The sequence below is a fragment of the Citrobacter sp. 506 genome (assembly GCF_050434985.1).
Lineage (GTDB): Bacteria > Pseudomonadota > Gammaproteobacteria > Enterobacterales > Enterobacteriaceae > Citrobacter > Citrobacter braakii.
This window is the reverse complement of record NZ_JBNDJN010000005.1, coordinates 358,905-376,323: the sequence shown is the minus strand read 5'-3', so window position 1 is coordinate 376,323 and position 17,419 is coordinate 358,905. Positions and strand designations below refer to the sequence as shown.

Below are 17,419 nucleotides of genomic sequence, written 5' to 3'. Positions count from 1 at the left end.
TTAAGGAGCAGGCATTTCAGCTGGAGGGATAACGGCATTCGCGGCCTGCGTTCTCTCCTCGCTTTTTTCTACACGGGATCTCACCGAGTTATCTTTGCGAAAGAGATCCCACGGAAGTAATACTGTATCCAGTACTGCGGTAAACGGCATATCCAGAATCGCCAGTGACTTGGTTCCCCAGTTTGTATCACTTTCGCTAATCATTGTGGCGCTGGCGCGCGTGCCAGGATACGTCCCTTCTTTGCCTCCGGTATGCGACATAATGCTGGAACAGCCGCTCACAAACGCCATCCCGCTGCACATTGTCAGTGTTACCAACATTTTTTTTATCATCATTTTTTTCATCTGTATTTATTGTGTTTGCATGGTGAGTTAAAGCGATCCGTTGCGAAAATAACATCACCATTTCGTCACACTGTGGCGGCTATCGCGATTTAACGATAACAACTGCTCCCACCAGTGTATGCAATAGACAACAAACTGCAAAAAAAGTCAGATGAATACGCTTGAAAAGTTTGTATTAAGACCCATTTTTAGAGTGTAGACAAATGAAGGGCATGCCTGATGGGTGTCCTGGCTACCTGACCTGTCCATGATGGAAGGTCTATTATTCTCGCTGATTTCAGGAGCTATTGATTATGCGTAACTTTGATTTATCCCCACTGTACCGTTCTGCTATTGGTTTTGATCGCCTGTTTAACCTGCTGGAAAACAATCAGGGCCAGAGCAATGGCGGCTACCCTCCGTATAACGTTGAGCTGGTAGACGAAAACCATTACCGAATTGCGATTGCCGTTGCTGGTTTTGCTGAAAGCGAACTGGAAATTACTGCCCAGGACAATCTGCTGGTGGTGAAAGGTGCCCATGCGGACGATCAAAAAGAACGTACTTACCTGTATCAGGGGATTGCCGAGCGCAACTTCGAACGTAAGTTCCAGTTAGCGGAGAACATTCATGTTCGCGGCGCGAACCTGGTGAATGGTCTGCTGTATATCGATCTCGAACGCGTGATTCCCGAGGCGAATAAGCCGCGCCGCATCGAAATCAACTAATTCTGTGGGCCGCTTCAGGCGGCCCTGCTAAGCAATCGGCTTGCCGTCAGGGAGCCAAAAGGTACTTACTCGCTTCTTAGAAGGAGATTATTATGCGTAACTACGATTTATCCCCACTGCTGCGTCAATGGATCGGTTTTGACAAACTGGCCAATGCCTTGCAAAACACGGGCGAAAGCCAGAGCTTCCCGCCTTATAACATCGAAAAGAGCGATGATAACCACTACCGCATTACCCTTGCGTTAGCCGGTTTCCGCCAGGAAGATCTGGATATTCAACTGGAAGGCACACGCCTGACCGTGAAAGGTACGCCGCAGCAGCCGGAAAAAGAGACCAAATGGTTGCATCAGGGGCTGGTCACTCAGCCGTTCAGCCTGAGCTTTACGCTGGCTGAAAATATGGAAGTCTCCGGCGCAAGCTTCACTAACGGCTTGCTGCATATCGATTTGACCCGGAATGAACCTGAAACCATCGCTCCACAACGTATCGCCATCAGCGAACGTCCCGCATTAGACAGTTAAATAGCTCCATGCCTTTGCCCCGCCAGAAATGACGGGGCTTTTTTGTGCGTCAGCCCACATGAAACTATTATCTGGGAGGGCAGGATGCCGGAAGCGCTGCCATTGCCAGAAAAAAGCATTCAGCAATTTCAAATCGACGTTAAGAAAAACAGTAAAGAACGCCCTTCTTAAGCGCTCCTGGGCGCTCTGTAGCATGATAATGTGCGCCACTCTGCATTCATGCCTGAACGGTTCAGTCATAATCTTCGTTAAATAAAATGTTATTCACAGGGAACAGGAAAATGAGTGATATAGCATTGACGGTCAGCGTTCTGGCAATGGTGGCAGTTGTCGGATTATGGATCGGCAACATAAAAATACGTGGTGTTGGTTTTGGCATCGGAGGCGTGCTGTTCGGCGGTATTATTGTCGGGCATTTTGTCGATCAGGCAGGGATGACCCTGAGCGGCGACATGCTGCATTTTATTCAGGAATTTGGCCTGATTCTTTTCGTCTACACCATTGGTATTCAGGTGGGGCCGGGCTTTTTTGCGTCACTGCGCGTTTCGGGCCTACGGCTGAATCTGTTTGCCGTGCTGATTGTTATCATGGGTGGCCTGGTCACCGCGATCCTGCATAAGATTTTTGCCATTCCCCTTCCCGTGGTGCTGGGCATTTTTTCCGGTGCGGTCACCAATACTCCGGCGTTAGGCGCGGGGCAGCAGATTCTGCGCGATCTGGGTACTCCTGTTGATGTGGTGGATCAGATGGGGATGAGCTATGCCATGGCTTATCCTTTTGGTATCTGCGGTATTTTGCTCACTATGTGGCTGATGCGCCTAATTTTTCGCGTTAACGTCGATGCCGAAGCCCATCAGCATGAATCCACGCTGACCAACGGACACGCGCTGATTCAGACGATGAATATCCGTGTGGAAAACCCGAACCTCAACAATATGGCGATTCAGGATGTCCCAATCCTGAACAGCGACAAAATTATCTGCTCACGTTTAAAACGTGAAGAAACATTGATGGTGCCGTCGCCGGGGACGATTATCCAGATGGGCGACCTGCTACACCTGGTTGGTCAGCCTGCTGATCTGCACAACGCGCAGGTGGTGATTGGGCAGGAGGTGGACACATCGCTGTCGACGCGAGGCACCGATTTACGCGTTGAGCGCGTGGTGGTGACCAACGAACAGGTGCTGGGGAAACGAATCCGCGACCTGCGTTTCAAAGAACGATACGACGTGGTTATCTCCCGTCTGAACCGTGCGGGGGTTGAGCTGGTAGCCAGCAGCGACGCCAGTCTGCAGTTTGGCGACATCCTCAATCTGGTCGGTCGACCTTCCTCGATTGATGCTGTTGCTAATGTGGTGGGTAACGCCCAGCAAAAACTGCAGCAGGTGCAGATGCTGCCGGTATTTATCGGGATCGGGCTGGGTGTTCTGCTGGGTTCAATCCCGCTGTTCATTCCTGGGTTCCCGGTGGCGCTTAAACTGGGGTTGGCCGGTGGGCCGCTGATTATGGCGTTGATCCTGGGGCGTATTGGCAGCATCGGTAAGTTGTATTGGTTTATGCCCCCCAGCGCTAACCTGGCGCTGCGAGAGTTGGGTATCGTGCTGTTTCTCGCAGTGGTTGGTCTGAAGTCAGGCGGTGATTTTGTTCATACCCTGACGCAGGGGGATGGCCTGAGCTGGGTGGGTTACGGTATTTTCATCACCGCGATTCCGCTGATTACCGTGGGGCTGCTGGCGAGGATTTTCGTCAAAATGAACTACCTCACGCTGTGCGGAATGCTGGCTGGCTCAATGACCGATCCGCCTGCACTGGCATTTGCTAACAACCTGCATGCCACCAGCGGGGCAGCGGCGCTGTCGTATGCGACCGTTTATCCGCTGGTGATGTTCCTGCGAATTATCACGCCGCAACTGCTGGCGGTGATTTTTTGGGGGATGGGTTAGTCAGGCTGAGTCTGGGTGGACGCGCCGTAAGTGGTAGTCCACCTGGTACTCGCTGGCGTTTCTGAACATCACCGAATAATTCAAAAACTCCCCGCTATCGCTGTAGGACAGTGAGGTAATCCGCAGCAATGGCGTCTGTTCAGGTACGTTCATCTGCGCGGAAAGCTGCTTATCGGCAAGAACGGGAGTCAGACTTTCATAGTTGCCGCTGATAGTTATTCCGCACTCTTTCTCGATGTAATCGAATTTTGACCCTTCCAGATGCGCCAGCGATAAATTACGGAATAATTTTACCGGCATGTAGCTGTCTTCAAGCATCAGCGGCTTGCCGTCCACATAGCGAACGCGACGTGAGAAGTAGATGCGTTCATTAATCTGGATACGCAGTTGGCTGGCAATTGCTGGTGGTGCGGGCATCACTTCAAATACCAGTACTTCACTGGTGACCTCTTTCCCTTGTCGCTTCAGTACTTCCGCCAGTCCGGTAAGGTTTGTGGTTTCATGATGGACATCTTTGCGCGCCACATAAGTTCCACTCCCATGACGGCGTACGACCAATCCCCAGCCAATCAACATATCAATTGCTTTACGGATCGTCATTCGTGAAACCGCGAACTCTTGGGCAAGCTTTTTTTCACCCGGCAACGGGCTACCGATGTTGTAATCAGACGAATTCAGGCGAATTCGTAGTCGTTCCGCAATTGATTTGTAGATCACTACCAGACCTCTTTTTTCTTTTAATTACTGCACCATAAACCTTTTGATGTCTAACTTTTACGTAAAAAGTAGACCTCATTGCCGAAATTAAAACCATGAAAGCGATCACGAATCGCAGCGGCATGCCATGTCTGAAGGATCGCAACTTTCTATTCTCGTATCAGGCCAGCAATCACTACAAAAAAGCCTCTCCCCTACTGGTTGTTATATGAGGATGTGAAAATGCTCAGTCAAATACAACGCTTTGGCGGCGCGATGTTCACCCCGGTGCTGCTGTTTCCCTTTGCCGGTATCGTCGTCGGTATCGCTATTATGCTGCGCAACCCGCTGTTTGTGGGTGAAGCGCTTACCGATCCCAACAGTTTGTTCGCACAAATCGTTCATATCATCGAAGAAGGTGGCTGGACGGTATTTCGCAATATGCCGCTGATTTTCGCCGTTGGTCTGCCGATCGGTCTGGCGAAACAGGCTCAGGGGCGCGCTTGTCTGGCGGTACTGGTCAGCTTTCTTACGTGGAATTACTTCATCAATGCCATGGGCATGACCTGGGGACATTTCTTCGGCGTGGATTTTAGCGCAGACCCGACGGCAGGTAGCGGCTTAACGATGATGGCCGGGATTAAAACACTTGATACCAGCATTATCGGCGCCATTGTCATTTCCGGTATTGTTACTGCCTTGCATAACCGTTATTTCGACAAACCCTTGCCAGTATTTCTCGGTATTTTTCAGGGAACATCGTTTGTGGTGATCATTGCCTTTCTGGTGATGATTCCCTGTGCCTGGCTGACGCTGCTGGGTTGGCCAAAGGTGCAGATGGGGATTGAATCTCTGCAAGCTTTTCTGCGTTCTGCGGGGGCGCTGGGGGTATGGGTGTATACCTTCCTTGAGCGTATTTTGATCCCGACCGGGCTGCATCACTTCGTCTATGGTCCATTTATCTTCGGCCCTGCGGCGGTGGAAGGCGGCATCCAGGTCTACTGGGCGCAGCATTTGCAGGAATTCAGCCAAAGCACAGAGTCGCTGAAAACACTGTTCCCGGAAGGGGGTTTTGCCCTGCACGGCAACTCGAAAATCTTTGGTTCATTAGGTATTGCTCTGGCGCTTTACTTCACGGCCTCTCCGGAAAACCGGGTGAAGGTGGCGGGACTGCTGATCCCCGCCACGCTGACGGCCGTGCTGGTGGGGATCACCGAACCGCTGGAGTTCACCTTCCTGTTTATCTCACCCTTGCTGTTTGCTGTACACGCCGTGCTGGCGGCGTCTATGGCAACGGTGATGTATCTCTGTGGGGTGGTAGGCAATATGGGCGGCGGCCTGCTTGATCAGTTCTTGCCGCAAAACTGGATCCCGATGTTCCACAACCATGCCGGAATGATGTTCACCCAGATAGCGATTGGCCTGGCCTTTACTGCACTCTATTTTGCCATCTTCCGCGCGCTGATCCTGCGCTTCAACCTGAAAACGCCGGGCCGGGAAGATAGCGAAATCAAACTCTACACCAAAGCTGACTATAAAGCCGCGCGTGGGCAAACCACCGCCGCTGCGCCAGACACCAAACTGGGACAGGCGGCCGGTTTTCTGCAAGCGTTAGGCGGCGCAGGCAATATCGAAAGTATTAATAACTGCGCCACTCGCCTGCGGATTGCGCTTCACGACATGGCGAAAACGCAAAGCGATGACGTCTTCAAAGCGCTGGGTGCACACGGTGTTGTGCGTCGCGGCAATGGTATTCAGGTCATTGTTGGTTTACACGTCCCTCAGGTACGCGACCAGCTCGAAACGCTAATGAAATCTACTTTATCAAACGAACAGATCCCCATGACGGAGGCAGTATCATGAAAAAATTCTCAGTGGTTATCGCAGGTGGTGGTAGTACCTTTACGCCGGGCATCGTGCTGATGTTGCTGGCAAATCAGGACCGTTTCCCGCTTCGTGCGCTGAAATTTTATGACAACGATGGCGCGCGTCAGGAGGTGATTGCCGAGGCGTGTAAAATCATCCTCAAAGAGCAGGCGCCGGAGATAGAGTTTAGTTACACCACCGATCCCAAAACTGCGTTTACCGATGTTGATTTCGTGATGGCACATATCCGCGTGGGTAAATACCCAATGCGTGAACAAGACGAGAAAATCCCGTTACGTCACGGGGTGTTAGGCCAGGAAACCTGTGGGCCGGGCGGGATTGCCTACGGCATGCGATCTATTGGCGGTGTGCTGGAACTGGTGGATTATATGGAAAAATATTCACCAAACGCCTGGATGCTTAACTACTCTAACCCGGCGGCAATTGTGGCTGAAGCCACGCGTAGACTGCGTCCAAATGCGAAAATCCTCAATATTTGCGATATGCCCATCGGTATTGAAGGACGGATGGCGCAGATCGTCGGCCTTAAAGATCGTAAACAGATGCGCGTGCGCTACTACGGGCTGAACCACTTTGGCTGGTGGACATCAATTGAAGATCTCCAGGGTAACGATTTGATGCCGAAGCTGCGTGAATACGTGGCGAAGCATGGCTATGTGCCGCCATCGAACGACCCGCATACGGAGGCGAGCTGGAACGATACCTTCGCTAAGGCGAAGGATGTGCAGGCGCTGGATCCGGACACCATGCCAAATACCTACCTGAAATACTATCTGTTCCCGGATTACGTGGTCCAGCACTCCAATCCGCAGCGTACCCGTGCCAACGAGGTTATGGATCACCGCGAAAAACAGGTGTTCGGTTCCTGCCGGGCCATTATTGAGGCGGGCCATTCTGCGGCCGGTGAACTGGAGATTGACGAACATGCTTCCTACATTGTTGATCTGGCGGCGGCCATCGCCTTTAACACTCAGGAGCGGATGCTGCTGATTGTGCCAAATAATGGTGCGATTCATAACTTTGATGATGAAGCGATGGTCGAGATCCCATGCCTGGTGGGGCATAACGGCCCGGAACCGCTGACGGTGGGGGATATCCCGCAGTTCCAGAAAGGGTTGATGAGCCAGCAGGTGGCGGTTGAGAAGCTGGTGGTCGATGCCTGGGAGCACCGCTCTTACCAGCGTTTGTGGCAGGCTATCACCCTGTCGAAAACCGTGCCGAGTGCGTCTGTAGCTAAAGCGATTCTGGATGATTTGATCGACGCGAACAAAGAGTACTGGCCGGAACTGCGCTAACCCAGTTGACCGGCATCCTCTGGGTGCCGGTCCGCATGTTTCAATACCGCCGACGGCGCATAGCCAAATTTGTGTTTAAACGCCTTGCTGAAATGAAACGAGTCAAAGAAGTTAAGTATATCAGCGACCTGCCCGACCGTATTTCCCTCCTGCTTTAGCAGCGACAGCGCCAGTTCCAGCCGCGCATCCAGATAGTATTCTTTCGGTGTTTTTCCGGTATAGCGTAAAAAAAGACGACGTAGCCAGGCTTCGCTACAGGGGATAGTGGCTGCCATATCCGCCACGCTCCACCGTTTTTGTAGACTGGCATGTAGAGTGGCAATCAGTTTTTCAATCTGTATTCGCTGTGGGTCTTTTTTACCTTCGGCGTAAATAAGACAAATCCATTGATAAATTATTTTTGTGAGAAAGGCGACTGCCAGATTATTTTTTATTGAGTCTGGGGATGTAATTAATCGCGAAACTTCGGTCAGCTCCTGATTATAAATATCACCATTATAAATAATGCTTTGTTGTCGTAGCGGAATATCCATTACGCTGGTTGGTGTGAATTCCATCCAGTATTGTTCCCATACCAATCCTTCACAGTGATAAGACTGTATATCGGTTGGTTTTAAAAAGATTATACAGTTTCCGGTAAGCGTGATTTGTTCACCGCCTTTAAGAAGGATTTTTCCACAGCCCTGGACGGTGTAGACCGCAACCCATGAATTAGCAATCAGCGGTTTTTTCTTATCACGTGGCCAAATAACCCGATAATGTTCGTCGGCATAGGTGTGCCACAGCGAGATCAATGAAATCCCGCTGGAGATCACACTTTCATGAATCAACAGGGGAATATTGTACGTAGTTTCGTTTTTTACATGCGAACTTTGCATCTTTCCATTCATTTTAATTTCCCACCGGAGAATTATGCCCACAACCTGAACTTAACAGAAAAAATCTGTTCAGGGATATGACGTTTTTATTTTAAGAAATCTGACTGCCTGACCCGGCGCACATTACCTTGCATTCCCCCTACAGCTGCCGGGACATAATGAAAAATAAGGGCTATGAGATGAATACGCTACAAATTCTGAGCTTTGTGGGCTTTACGCTGCTGGTGGCGCTAATCACCTGGTGGAAGGTACGTAAAACGGATACCGGATCGCAACAAGGGTATTTTCTTGCCGGGCGTTCATTGAAAGCGCCGGTGATTGCCGCGTCATTGATGTTAACTAATCTTTCAACCGAACAGTTGGTTGGTCTGTCTGGTCAGGCTTACAAAAGCGGAATGTCGGTTATGGGTTGGGAAGTCACCTCTGCGGTGACGCTTATCTTTCTGGCGCTGATTTTTCTACCTCGCTATCTGCAACGTGGTATCGCTACGATCCCAGATTTTCTGGAAGAGCGTTACGATAAAACCACGCGAATCATTATCGATTTTTGCTTTCTTATTGCCACTGGCGTCTGCTTCCTGCCGATTGTGCTTTATTCAGGGGCGCTGGCGCTGAATAGCCTTTTTCACATCGGTGAATCGCTGAATATTTCTCAGGGCGCAGCAATCTGGTTACTGGTTATTTTGCTGGGCCTTGCCGGGATTATTTATGCGGTGATCGGCGGTTTACGTGCGATGGCGGTGGCCGATTCTATCAATGGTATAGGGCTGGTGATTGGTGGATTGATGGTCCCCGTGTTCGGCCTGATTGCGATGGGAAAAGGCAGTTTTTTACAAGGTGTTGAGCAACTGACCACCGTACATGCGGAGAAATTAAACTCAATTGGTGGAGCGAACGATCCGCTGCCGATAGGTGCAGCCTTTACCGGTTTGATTCTGGTGAATACCTTCTACTGGTGTACTAATCAGGGCATCGTACAACGTACGCTGGCTTCCAAAAGCCTCGCCGAAGGGCAGAAAGGAGCATTGCTCACAGCGGTATTGAAAATGCTCGATCCACTGGTGCTGGTATTACCAGGTTTAATTGCTTTTCATCTATACCAGGATCTGCCAAAGGCGGATATGGCATATCCGACACTGGTAAATAACGTGCTGCCTGTCCCTTTGGTGGGGTTTTTCGGTGCCGTTTTATTCGGCGCGGTAATCAGTACATTCAATGGATTTTTAAACAGCGCCAGTACCTTATTTAGCATGGGAATATATCGGCGGATTATTAATCAACACGCCCAATCGGAACAGCTGGTTCGGGTTGGGCGTAAGTTCGGATTCTTTATCGCGGTAATTTCCGTGCTGGTAGCACCGTGGATCGCTAATGCACCGGAAGGACTCTACAGCTGGATGAAACAGCTCAACGGTATTTATAACGTGCCGTTGGTGACCATCATCATCATGGGATTCTTTTTCCCGCGCATCCCTGCGCTGGCAGCGAAAGTCGCTATGGGATTCGGTATCGTCAGCTACATCACCATTAATTATCTGGTGAAGTTCGACTTTCACTTCCTTTACGTACTGGCCTGTACCTTCTGCATCAACGTGGTGGTGATGCTGGTTATCGGCATTATCAAGCCGCGTGCGACGCCGTTTAAATTCCATGATGCTTTTGCGGTAGACATGAAGCCGTGGAAAAACGCCAAACTTGCCTCTGTCGGTATCCTGACCGCGATGCTCGGCGTCTATGCCGGACTGGCGCAGTTTGGAGGGTACAACACCCAATGGCTGACGATTCTCTGCTACTCAATTACGGCGGCAGTGATGATGTATTTAATTTACAGCAGCTGGCAGACGCGTCGTTTGGCCACTGCGCTTTCTGTCTCTGACGCTAAGGATAAAGCATGACCCGCCCTAATTTTCTGTTCATTATGACTGATACCCAGGCGACCAATATGGTCGGCTGTTATAGTGGTAAGTCGCTGAATACCAATAACATTGATAGCCTGGCGGCGGAAGGTATTCGCTTCAATTCTGCTTATACCTGCTCACCGGTGTGCACCCCGGCCCGCGCTGGGCTGTTTACCGGTATTTATGCCAACCAGTCCGGCCCGTGGACCAATAACGTCGCGCCGGGGAAAAATATCTCCACCATGGGACGCTATTTTAAGGATGCGGGCTATCACACCTGCTACATCGGCAAGTGGCATCTCGACGGGCACGATTACTTTGGTACCGGTGAGTGCCCGCCCGAATGGGATGCTGACTACTGGTATGACGGGGCAAATTACCTCGCGGAACTGACGGACAAAGAGATCGGTTTGTGGCGTAACGGTCTGAACAGCGTGGAGGATTTGCTGGCTAACAATATCAATGAAACCTTTACCTGGGCGCACCGCATCAGTAACCGGGCGGTTGATTTCCTCCGCCACCCTGCACGTGATGAAGAACCCTTCCTGATGGTAGTTTCCTACGACGAGCCGCATCACCCGTTTACCTGTCCCGTGGAGTATCTGCAGAAATATCAGGATTTTTATTATGACCTGGGGATGAAGGCGCACGACTCTTTGAGTAACAAACCTGAACATCATCGTCTTTGGTCTGAAGCGATGCCTTCGCCGGTAGGTGATGATGGGCGCTATCACCATCCGCTCTATTTTGCCTGCAACGACTTTGTCGATGACCAGATTGGCCGGGTTATTAATACCTTAACGCCCATGCAGCGGGACAACACCTGGGTCATTTACACCTCCGATCATGGCGAGATGATGGGGGCGCATAAGCTTATCAGTAAGGGGGCAGCGATGTATGACGACATCACGCGAATTCCGCTGATTATGCGCTCGCCTCAGGGAGAATCCATGCAGGTAGACACGCCGGTCAGCCATATCGATCTGCTGCCGACGATGATGGCGCTGGCGGGTATTGAGAAGCCACAAATCCTGCCGGGTGAAAACATCCTTACCGTTGAAAAACCACGCGGTGTGATGGTGGAGTTCAATCGTTATGAGATTGAACATGACAGTTTTGGCGGATTTATACCGGTACGTTGCTGGGTGACGGATGACTGGAAGCTGGTGCTGAACCTGTTTACCAGTGATGAGCTTTACGACAGACGAAACGATCCCGATGAGCTACACAACCAGATAGATTCTCCGCAATTAGCCGATGTTCGCTGCCAGATGCACGACGCGCTGCTGGACTATATGGATAAAATCCGCGATCCATTCCGCACCTATCAGTGGAGTTTGCGTCCCTGGCGTCCTGACGCTGTACCGCGCTGGATGGGCGCTTTTCGCCCGCGCCCGCAAGACGGCTATTCTCCCGTGGTACGCGATTACGACACCGGTTTACCAACCCAGGGCGTAAAAGTGGAGGAGAAAAAGCAGAAGTTCTGACTACAATGCCAATTGGCGCAGATACTCATATTTGCACTTACCTGTCGGCCGGATAAGGCATTAGCCGCCATCCGGCAATGACAGCCAGAGGAGTTTGAATGAAAATTTCCCGCCTTGGAGAAGCCCCGGATTACCGCTTCTCACTGGCAAATGAGCGTACCTTTCTGGCGTGGATCCGTACCGCGCTGGGGTTTCTGGCGGCGGGCGTTGGTCTCGACCAACTGGCTCCGGATTTTGCCACGCCGGTAATTCGTGAGCTTTTAGCGCTGTTGCTATGCCTGTTTGCCGGTGGTCTGGCGATTTATGGCTACCTGCGCTGGCTGCGTAATGAGAGGGCGATGCGCCTGAAAGAGGATTTGCCCTATACCCATAGCCTGTTAATCATCAGTCTGATTTTGTTTATTGTCGCGGTGATTGTCATGGGACTGGTGCTGTATGCCGGATAGCCGTAAGTCGCGACGTATCGCCGATCCGGGGTTACAACCGGAGCGAACATCGCTGGCCTGGTTTCGTACGCTTCTGGGTTATGGCGCGCTAATGGCGTTGGCGCTGAAGCACAACTGGCATCAGGCGGGCTTCCTGTTTTGGGTTTCAATTGTGGTGCTGGCGCTGGTGGCAATCGTTCTGTGGCGCTATACCCGCAGCCGTAATCTGATGGATGTTACGCATAGCGATTTTTCTGAATCTCGCGCGGTGCGTGACAAATTTATGATCTCCCTCGCGGTGTTATCCCTCGCAATACTGTTTGCTGTAACGCATGTCCGCCAACTTATTGCGTTTATCGGGAATTTAGCATGACAGGATGTCAGGTCATGGCCAAACCAGCCAGCTCTCGTTGTAACCTGGATTGTCGTTACTGTTTTTACATCGATAAACCCACTCAACCCGAAATGGATGACGCCACCTTAGAGACGTTTATTCGTCAGCATATCACCGCACAGCCGGGGGCTGACGTGATGTTCGCCTGGCAGGGCGGAGAGCCAACCCTCTGTGGCATCGACTTTTTCCGCCGCGTAGTGACGTTGCAAAAACAGTACGGGGAAGGGAAGAAAATCCATAACGCGTTCCAGACCAACGGGATTTTGCTCAACGACGAATGGTGTCAGTTTTTGCACGATAACGGCTGGCTGGTGGGGATTTCGTTGGATGGCCCCGCCGAGTTGCACGATGCTTATCGTGTTAACCGCAGCGGAAAACCGACTCACCATAAGGTGGTGGACGCCATTGCCAGGCTCCGTAAGCATCAGGTGGAGTTCAATCTGCTGGTAGTGGTTAATTCTCTGAATAGCCAGCGACCAGGACAGATGTATCGCTACCTTCGCCAGCTTGGCACGCCTTTTTTGCAGTTCATTCCGCTGGTTGAATATGATGAAGACGGCGAGCTTACCGCCGAATCCGTCCCGCCTCAGGCGTGGGGAACCTTCCTGAATTCCGTCTTTGATATCTGGGTCAGAGAAGATATTGGCCGCGTATTCGTCCAGTTATTTGATTCAACTCTGGGCGTATGGTGCGGACACCCGGCGCAGATGTGTTCGCTAAGCTCCACCTGCGGACATGCTTTTGCTCTGGAAGCGAATGGCGATTTGTATCAGTGCGATCACTATGTCCACCCAGATTTTCGCCTGGGTAATATTCATCGCACGTCGTTGAGTGAGCTCAACGCCAGCCCGTGGGCAGCGGCGTTTGGTCAGTCCAAGAGAACCACGCTGAGCGCGGAATGCCAGGCGTGTTCGCTATTACGCTTTTGCCATGGCGATTGTCCAAAGCATCGCGACAGCAGTGGAAAGAGTGCGATTTGCGGCGGATACAGCGCTTTCTTCAATCATACCGCGCCGCATATGCGCGTGATGCGTGACCTTCTGAAGCAACATCGCTCACCGATGGAACTGATGGCGATGCTGCGTTAAGTTCAGCGGCGTTTAACGTCCTTTGGCCAGATACTGCGCCATTTCGGCTTCCGGCACCATGCCGCCGCCGGTCGCCCACACCAGGTGGGTGGCGTTATTGAGCTGCTCCGCGCTGAAGCCGTGCATTTGCTGATAGTCAGCAGAAGCGCAAACGTGCTGCGGACCGGCCATCCCGGCCAGCGCCGACGGCTCAAGGCGAATGCCTTCTTCCTGCGCCAGCCAGCCCAGCATGTCGTACATAGTCTGATCGTCCAGGGTGTACAGACCGTCGAGCAGACGTTCCATTGCCCGGCCAACAAAGCCGGACGCGCGGCCCACCGCCAGCCCATCTGCCGCTGTCAGGTTATCGATGCCAATGTCCTGCACAGAAATCCTATCGTGCAGCCCGGTATAAATCCCCAGCAGCATGCACGGTGAATGGGTCGGTTCTGCGAAGAAACAGTGCACGTTATCGCCGAATGCCAGCTTCAGGCCAAAAGCCACCCCGCCAGGCCCACCGCCGACGCCGCACGGCAGGTAAACAAACAGCGGATGGTCGGCATCCACCACGCGCCCCTGCTGCGCGAACTGCGCCTTCAGACGCTGGCCGGCGACCGCATAACCTAAAAACAACGTGCGGGAATTTTCATCATCGATAAAGAAACAGTTCGGATCGGACTGTGCCGCCTTACGGCCCTGCTCAACCGCCACGCCATAATCTTCTTCATACTCCACGACCGTCACGCCGTGGCTGCGCAGTTTGGCTTTTTTCCATGCGCGAGCGTCGGCAGACATATGAACCGTCACCTTAAAGCCGATACGGGCGCTCATAATGCCGATCGACATCCCAAGGTTGCCGGTGGAGCCTACGGCGATGCTGTACTGACTGAAGAACTGTTTAAACTCAGGCGAAAGCAGAATGCTGTAATCGTCTTGTGTGGTCAGCAGACCAGCCTCCAGCGCCAGTTTTTCCGCGTGGGTTAGCACTTCATAAATACCGCCACGCGCTTTAATTGAGCCGGAAATCGGTAGATGGCTGTCTTTCTTCAGCAGAATTTCGCCGTTGATGCGCTGCCCATACTCTTTTTCCAGCCGCTTTTGCATCGTTGGGATCGCGGCCAGTTCAGATTCGATAATGCCGCCGGTGGCTGCGGTTTCCGGGAATGCCTGCGCCAGATACGGCGCGAAGCGCGTCAGACGAGCGTGGGCATCCTGAACATCGTGCTCTGTCAGGCCAACATACGGTAAACCTTCCGCAAGAGAGGTAGTGCCAGGGTTAAACCAGGTCGTCTCCTTGAGAGCGACCAGATCTTCCACTAAAGGATGCTGGGCGATAAGTGTTTGAATGTTTTCCATAGTCAGTCTCTTTGCGCTTAGATAATAAAGGAAAGCAGGAATGTGCAAACCAGTGCAATAACGGACGCGATAAATGTCGCGGTCGTATAATATTTGAACGTCTCATTTAGGGTGGCGCCGCAGTACTGCTTCACCAGCCAGAAGAGGGAATCGGTGACGATCGTGCAGCCAATCGCGCCGGAACCGATGGCAATGGCGATGATCTCCGGGCTAACGTTGGGGTAGAGCGGCAGCATCGGGGCCACGATTGCCGTCGCACCCATCATCGCCACCGTGGCAGAGCCCACCGCAGCATGCAGGATTAACGCCACCAGCCAAGCCAGCAGAATCGGGTGCATATGCATGTTCGAGAGGATCAGCGCGAGAGTATCCGCCAGTCCGCTGCTCTTGAGGATAGCGTTGAATGCGCCGCCTGCGCCGATAATCAGCAAAATGTTAGCAATGGAGCCAAAACCGTTTTCGGTGTGGGTCAGCAGCGCCCCCATGCCAATGTGCTGACGCAGGCCGAGAATGTAATAGGCCACGAAAACGGCAATAAACATCGCGGTGATCGGGTTACCAATAAACTCCAACAGCGTATAAACCGTGCTGCCTTTCGCCATGTTCAGCTCAGCGACGGTTTTTACCAGCATCAGGCCAATCGGCAGCAGTACGGTAAATAGCGTAGCGCCCAACGATGGCAGCGTACTTTCGTCGCGCACCTTGAGGTCGGAAAACTCAGCCGGAACCGGCTTAAACGGCAGACGGTTACCGAGGAATTTCAGATACAGCGGACCGCCGATCAGTGAAGCCATTAAGCCCACCAGTAAGCCGTAGACAATCACGGTGCCAATGTCCGCGCCCAGCTTGTTCGCCACGAACAGGGCGGCTGGATGCGGCGGCACGACGCAGTGTACCGCCATCAGCGCTGTACATAACGGAATCGCCAGCTTCAGTAGCGAGGTATTGGTTTTTTTGGCAATTGAAAAGGCCAGAGGAATCAACAGCACTACGCCGACTTCAACAAACAGCGTGATCCCGCAAACCAGCCCGACCAGTACCATAATGACGTCAGCGGAAAGCCAGCGACAGCGCTGTAGCGTCAGGCCGATACGTTCGGCCGCGCCGGACACTTCCATCATTTTGCCAAGAATGGTCCCAAGGCCGATAACCGCGGCGAGGAAGCCCAGCGTACCGCCGATGCCACTCTCAATGGCATTGACCATATCCAGCGGCCCCATACCCATCATCGTACCCACGAAGAAGCTGGCTAACAGCAGCGCCAGAAACGGGTGGAATTTGAACTTCACGATGGTCAAAACGATTAACACGATGCTTATCAGCAGCGTGCTCACAACCCAGATTTGAGAGTGCATAACTCACCTTGCCCTGTGATTAATATAGGGTTATTGGACAAAAATAAGGCATGGTCTGACAAACGATATAAATCCCCTTTCACATGAACCAGATTGCATCAAGTAGGTGATTTACGTCTAATTACGCTTTGTTTATGCGATATGGTTCACCTTGATTCATCTTTGTGCTGATTTTTGCAGCGAACTTTTTTACACTCCGGCGAATGAATCAGGAGGACAGGAGGTGAACATGGATCCCTTACGCGAGGTCAGAAATCGGCTGCTCAACGGCTGGCAGTTGTCAAAGCTGTATACCTTTGAAGTGGCGGCCCGACATCAGTCGTTTGCGCTGGCGGCAGATGAGCTGTCATTAAGCCCCAGCGCTGTCAGCCATCGCATTAATCAGCTGGAAGATGAGCTGGGTATTCAGCTGTTTGTTCGTTCGCATCGTAAAGTGGAACTCACCCACGAAGGCAAGCGGGTGTTCTGGGCGCTGAAATCATCGCTGGATACGCTGAATCAGGAAATCCTTGATATTAAAAATCAGGAGTTGTCCGGGACGCTCACCGTCTACTCACGGCCTTCTATCGCTCAGTGCTGGCTGGTTCCGGCGCTCGGCGACTTTACCCGTCGCTATCCATCGATTTCGCTGACCATGCTGACCGGGAACGACAACGTCAATCTGCAGCGTGCCGGGGTCGATCTGGCCATCTATTTTGACGACGCGCCCTCCGCGCAGCTCACGCACCACTTCCTGATGGATGAAGAGATCCTGCCGGTATGCAGCCCGGACTACGCTCGCCGCCATGACCTAACCGGTTCGCTGGTGAATTTACCGCACTGTACGTTGCTGCATGACAGACAGGCGTGGAGTAACGACTCCGGGACCGATGAATGGCACAGTTGGGCGCAGCATTTTTCGGTGAATCTGCCGACATCGTCGGGAATTGGTTTCGATCGTTCTGATTTGGCGGTGATTGCGGCGATGAATCATATCGGCGTGGCGATGGGCCGAAAGCGGCTGGTGCAAAAACGCCTCGACAGTGGAGAGCTGGTTGCGCCTTTTGGCGATATGGCGCTGAAATGCCATCAGCACTACTACATCACCACCCTGCCAGGCAGACAGTGGCCGAAAATCGAGGCGTTTATTCGCTGGCTTCAGGAACAGGTTAAATAAGCGGGCCGC

17 protein-coding genes and 1 other annotated feature are annotated in these 17,419 nt (G+C 52.2%); of the genes, 11 read left to right on the top strand and 6 right to left on the bottom strand.

The window, feature by feature from the left end; genetic code table 11:
* Complete coding sequence (locus ABIE10_RS19485) at positions 1 to 336, bottom strand: YceK/YidQ family lipoprotein (RefSeq protein ID WP_016155062.1); 336 nt, start codon at positions 334 to 336, stop codon at positions 1 to 3.
* Positions 337 to 572: 236 nt separating this feature from the next.
* Positions 573 to 645 (top strand) — a sequence feature (ROSE (Repression Of Heat Shock gene Expression) occurs in the 5'-region of heat shock genes and acts as an RNA thermometer to modulate expression.).
* Here ABIE10_RS19485 and ibpA point away from each other — a divergent pair.
* Both ibpA and ibpB read left to right on the top strand, forming a co-directional pair.
* The gene (gene ibpA, locus ABIE10_RS19480; RefSeq protein WP_003023882.1) at positions 639 to 1,052 is read left to right on the top strand and encodes a small heat shock chaperone IbpA; all 414 of its coding nucleotides are present in this window, start codon (positions 639 to 641) and stop codon (positions 1,050 to 1,052) included. (Overlaps the previous feature by 7 nt.)
* A 92-nt stretch (positions 1,053 to 1,144) precedes the next feature.
* Entirely contained in the window at positions 1,145 to 1,573 is a 429-nt protein-coding gene (gene ibpB / locus ABIE10_RS19475) for a small heat shock chaperone IbpB (RefSeq protein ID WP_003827096.1), read from the top strand.
* Here ibpB and ABIE10_RS19470 read toward each other — a convergent pair.
* Entirely contained in the window at positions 1,562 to 1,783 is a 222-nt protein-coding gene (locus tag ABIE10_RS19470) for a hypothetical protein (protein ID WP_131341530.1), read from the bottom strand. The genes ibpB and ABIE10_RS19470 overlap by 12 nt on opposite strands.
* A gap of 71 nt (positions 1,784 to 1,854) precedes the next feature.
* Here ABIE10_RS19470 and ABIE10_RS19465 point away from each other — a divergent pair, with 71 nt between their 5' ends.
* On the top strand, positions 1,855 to 3,516 hold the full coding sequence (locus tag ABIE10_RS19465) for a putative transporter (RefSeq protein WP_047415676.1): 1,662 nt from the start codon (positions 1,855 to 1,857) through the stop codon (positions 3,514 to 3,516).
* On the opposite strand, the gene ABIE10_RS19460 is transcribed toward ABIE10_RS19465, so the two are convergent.
* Complete coding sequence (locus ABIE10_RS19460; protein ID WP_046276201.1) at positions 3,517 to 4,233, bottom strand: GntR family transcriptional regulator; 717 nt, start codon at positions 4,231 to 4,233, stop codon at positions 3,517 to 3,519.
* A 222-nt stretch (positions 4,234 to 4,455) separates the two neighbouring features.
* Here ABIE10_RS19460 and ABIE10_RS19455 point away from each other — a divergent pair, with 222 nt between their 5' ends.
* Both ABIE10_RS19455 and ABIE10_RS19450 read left to right on the top strand, forming a co-directional pair.
* A complete protein-coding gene (locus ABIE10_RS19455; protein WP_181221018.1) occupies positions 4,456 to 6,075 on the top strand; it encodes an alpha-glucoside-specific PTS transporter subunit IIBC in 1,620 nt (539 codons plus the stop codon).
* Entirely contained in the window at positions 6,072 to 7,394 is a 1,323-nt protein-coding gene (locus ABIE10_RS19450) for a 6-phospho-alpha-glucosidase (RefSeq protein WP_019078008.1), read from the top strand. The genes ABIE10_RS19455 and ABIE10_RS19450 overlap by 4 nt, the downstream gene beginning before the upstream one ends.
* Here the strand turns inward: ABIE10_RS19450 and ABIE10_RS19445 are convergent.
* On the bottom strand, positions 7,391 to 8,284 hold the full coding sequence (locus tag ABIE10_RS19445) for an AraC family transcriptional regulator (protein ID WP_047498785.1): 894 nt from the start codon (positions 8,282 to 8,284) through the stop codon (positions 7,391 to 7,393). The two genes, ABIE10_RS19450 and ABIE10_RS19445, sit on opposite strands and share 4 nt — an antisense overlap.
* Before the next feature lie 167 nt (positions 8,285 to 8,451).
* Here ABIE10_RS19445 and ABIE10_RS19440 point away from each other — a divergent pair, with 167 nt between their 5' ends.
* From ABIE10_RS19440 to ABIE10_RS19420, 5 genes are all read left to right on the top strand, one after another.
* Positions 8,452 to 10,167, top strand: coding sequence for a solute:sodium symporter family transporter (locus ABIE10_RS19440; RefSeq protein ID WP_047499146.1), 1,716 nt, complete (start codon positions 8,452 to 8,454; stop codon positions 10,165 to 10,167).
* Positions 10,164 to 11,657 (top strand): sulfatase-like hydrolase/transferase, encoded by a 1,494-nt coding sequence (locus tag ABIE10_RS19435; RefSeq protein WP_141875735.1) that lies wholly within the window; start codon positions 10,164 to 10,166, stop codon positions 11,655 to 11,657. The genes ABIE10_RS19440 and ABIE10_RS19435 overlap by 4 nt, the downstream gene beginning before the upstream one ends.
* A gap of 98 nt (positions 11,658 to 11,755) precedes the next feature.
* Positions 11,756 to 12,103 carry a YidH family protein gene (locus tag ABIE10_RS19430; RefSeq protein WP_016157812.1) on the top strand — a complete coding sequence of 116 codons (348 nt, stop codon included), beginning with the start codon at positions 11,756 to 11,758 and terminating at the stop codon, positions 12,101 to 12,103.
* Positions 12,093 to 12,455, top strand: coding sequence for a DUF202 domain-containing protein (locus ABIE10_RS19425; RefSeq protein ID WP_016155058.1), 363 nt, complete (start codon positions 12,093 to 12,095; stop codon positions 12,453 to 12,455). The genes ABIE10_RS19430 and ABIE10_RS19425 overlap by 11 nt, the downstream gene beginning before the upstream one ends.
* Positions 12,452 to 13,564, top strand: a complete 1,113-nt coding sequence (locus ABIE10_RS19420; protein ID WP_160312099.1) for an anaerobic sulfatase maturase — start codon at positions 12,452 to 12,454, stop codon at positions 13,562 to 13,564. Before ABIE10_RS19425 ends, ABIE10_RS19420 begins: the two co-directional genes overlap by 4 nt.
* Before the next feature lie 12 nt (positions 13,565 to 13,576).
* On the opposite strand, the gene dsdA is transcribed toward ABIE10_RS19420, so the two are convergent.
* Both dsdA and dsdX read right to left on the bottom strand, forming a co-directional pair.
* Complete coding sequence (gene dsdA / locus ABIE10_RS19415) at positions 13,577 to 14,899, bottom strand: D-serine ammonia-lyase (protein ID WP_429156734.1); 1,323 nt, start codon at positions 14,897 to 14,899, stop codon at positions 13,577 to 13,579.
* A gap of 17 nt (positions 14,900 to 14,916) precedes the next feature.
* On the bottom strand, positions 14,917 to 16,254 hold the full coding sequence (gene dsdX / locus ABIE10_RS19410; protein ID WP_429156731.1) for a D-serine transporter DsdX: 1,338 nt from the start codon (positions 16,252 to 16,254) through the stop codon (positions 14,917 to 14,919).
* Positions 16,255 to 16,483: 229 nt separating this feature from the next.
* Here dsdX and dsdC point away from each other — a divergent pair, with 229 nt between their 5' ends.
* A complete protein-coding gene (gene dsdC, locus ABIE10_RS19405; protein ID WP_016155054.1) occupies positions 16,484 to 17,410 on the top strand; it encodes a DNA-binding transcriptional regulator DsdC in 927 nt (308 codons plus the stop codon).
* The last annotated feature ends 9 nt before the right edge of the window (positions 17,411 to 17,419 follow it).

Coding starts and splice junctions, on each gene's coding strand:
- ABIE10_RS19485 (WP_016155062.1), bottom strand. CDS start 336: ATGATGATAAAAAAAATGTTGGTAACACTGACAATGTGCAGCGGGATG.
- ibpA (WP_003023882.1), top strand. CDS start 639: ATGCGTAACTTTGATTTATCCCCACTGTACCGTTCTGCTATTGGTTTT.
- ibpB (WP_003827096.1), top strand. CDS start 1,145: ATGCGTAACTACGATTTATCCCCACTGCTGCGTCAATGGATCGGTTTT.
- ABIE10_RS19465 (WP_047415676.1), top strand. CDS start 1,855: ATGAGTGATATAGCATTGACGGTCAGCGTTCTGGCAATGGTGGCAGTT.
- ABIE10_RS19455 (WP_181221018.1), top strand. CDS start 4,456: ATGCTCAGTCAAATACAACGCTTTGGCGGCGCGATGTTCACCCCGGTG.
- ABIE10_RS19450 (WP_019078008.1), top strand. CDS start 6,072: ATGAAAAAATTCTCAGTGGTTATCGCAGGTGGTGGTAGTACCTTTACG.
- ABIE10_RS19445 (WP_047498785.1), bottom strand. CDS start 8,284: ATGAATGGAAAGATGCAAAGTTCGCATGTAAAAAACGAAACTACGTAC.
- ABIE10_RS19440 (WP_047499146.1), top strand. CDS start 8,452: ATGAATACGCTACAAATTCTGAGCTTTGTGGGCTTTACGCTGCTGGTG.
- ABIE10_RS19435 (WP_141875735.1), top strand. CDS start 10,164: ATGACCCGCCCTAATTTTCTGTTCATTATGACTGATACCCAGGCGACC.
- ABIE10_RS19430 (WP_016157812.1), top strand. CDS start 11,756: ATGAAAATTTCCCGCCTTGGAGAAGCCCCGGATTACCGCTTCTCACTG.
- ABIE10_RS19425 (WP_016155058.1), top strand. CDS start 12,093: ATGCCGGATAGCCGTAAGTCGCGACGTATCGCCGATCCGGGGTTACAA.
- ABIE10_RS19420 (WP_160312099.1), top strand. CDS start 12,452: ATGACAGGATGTCAGGTCATGGCCAAACCAGCCAGCTCTCGTTGTAAC.
- dsdA (WP_429156734.1), bottom strand. CDS start 14,899: ATGGAAAACATTCAAACACTTATCGCCCAGCATCCTTTAGTGGAAGAT.
- dsdX (WP_429156731.1), bottom strand. CDS start 16,254: ATGCACTCTCAAATCTGGGTTGTGAGCACGCTGCTGATAAGCATCGTG.
- dsdC (WP_016155054.1), top strand. CDS start 16,484: ATGGATCCCTTACGCGAGGTCAGAAATCGGCTGCTCAACGGCTGGCAG.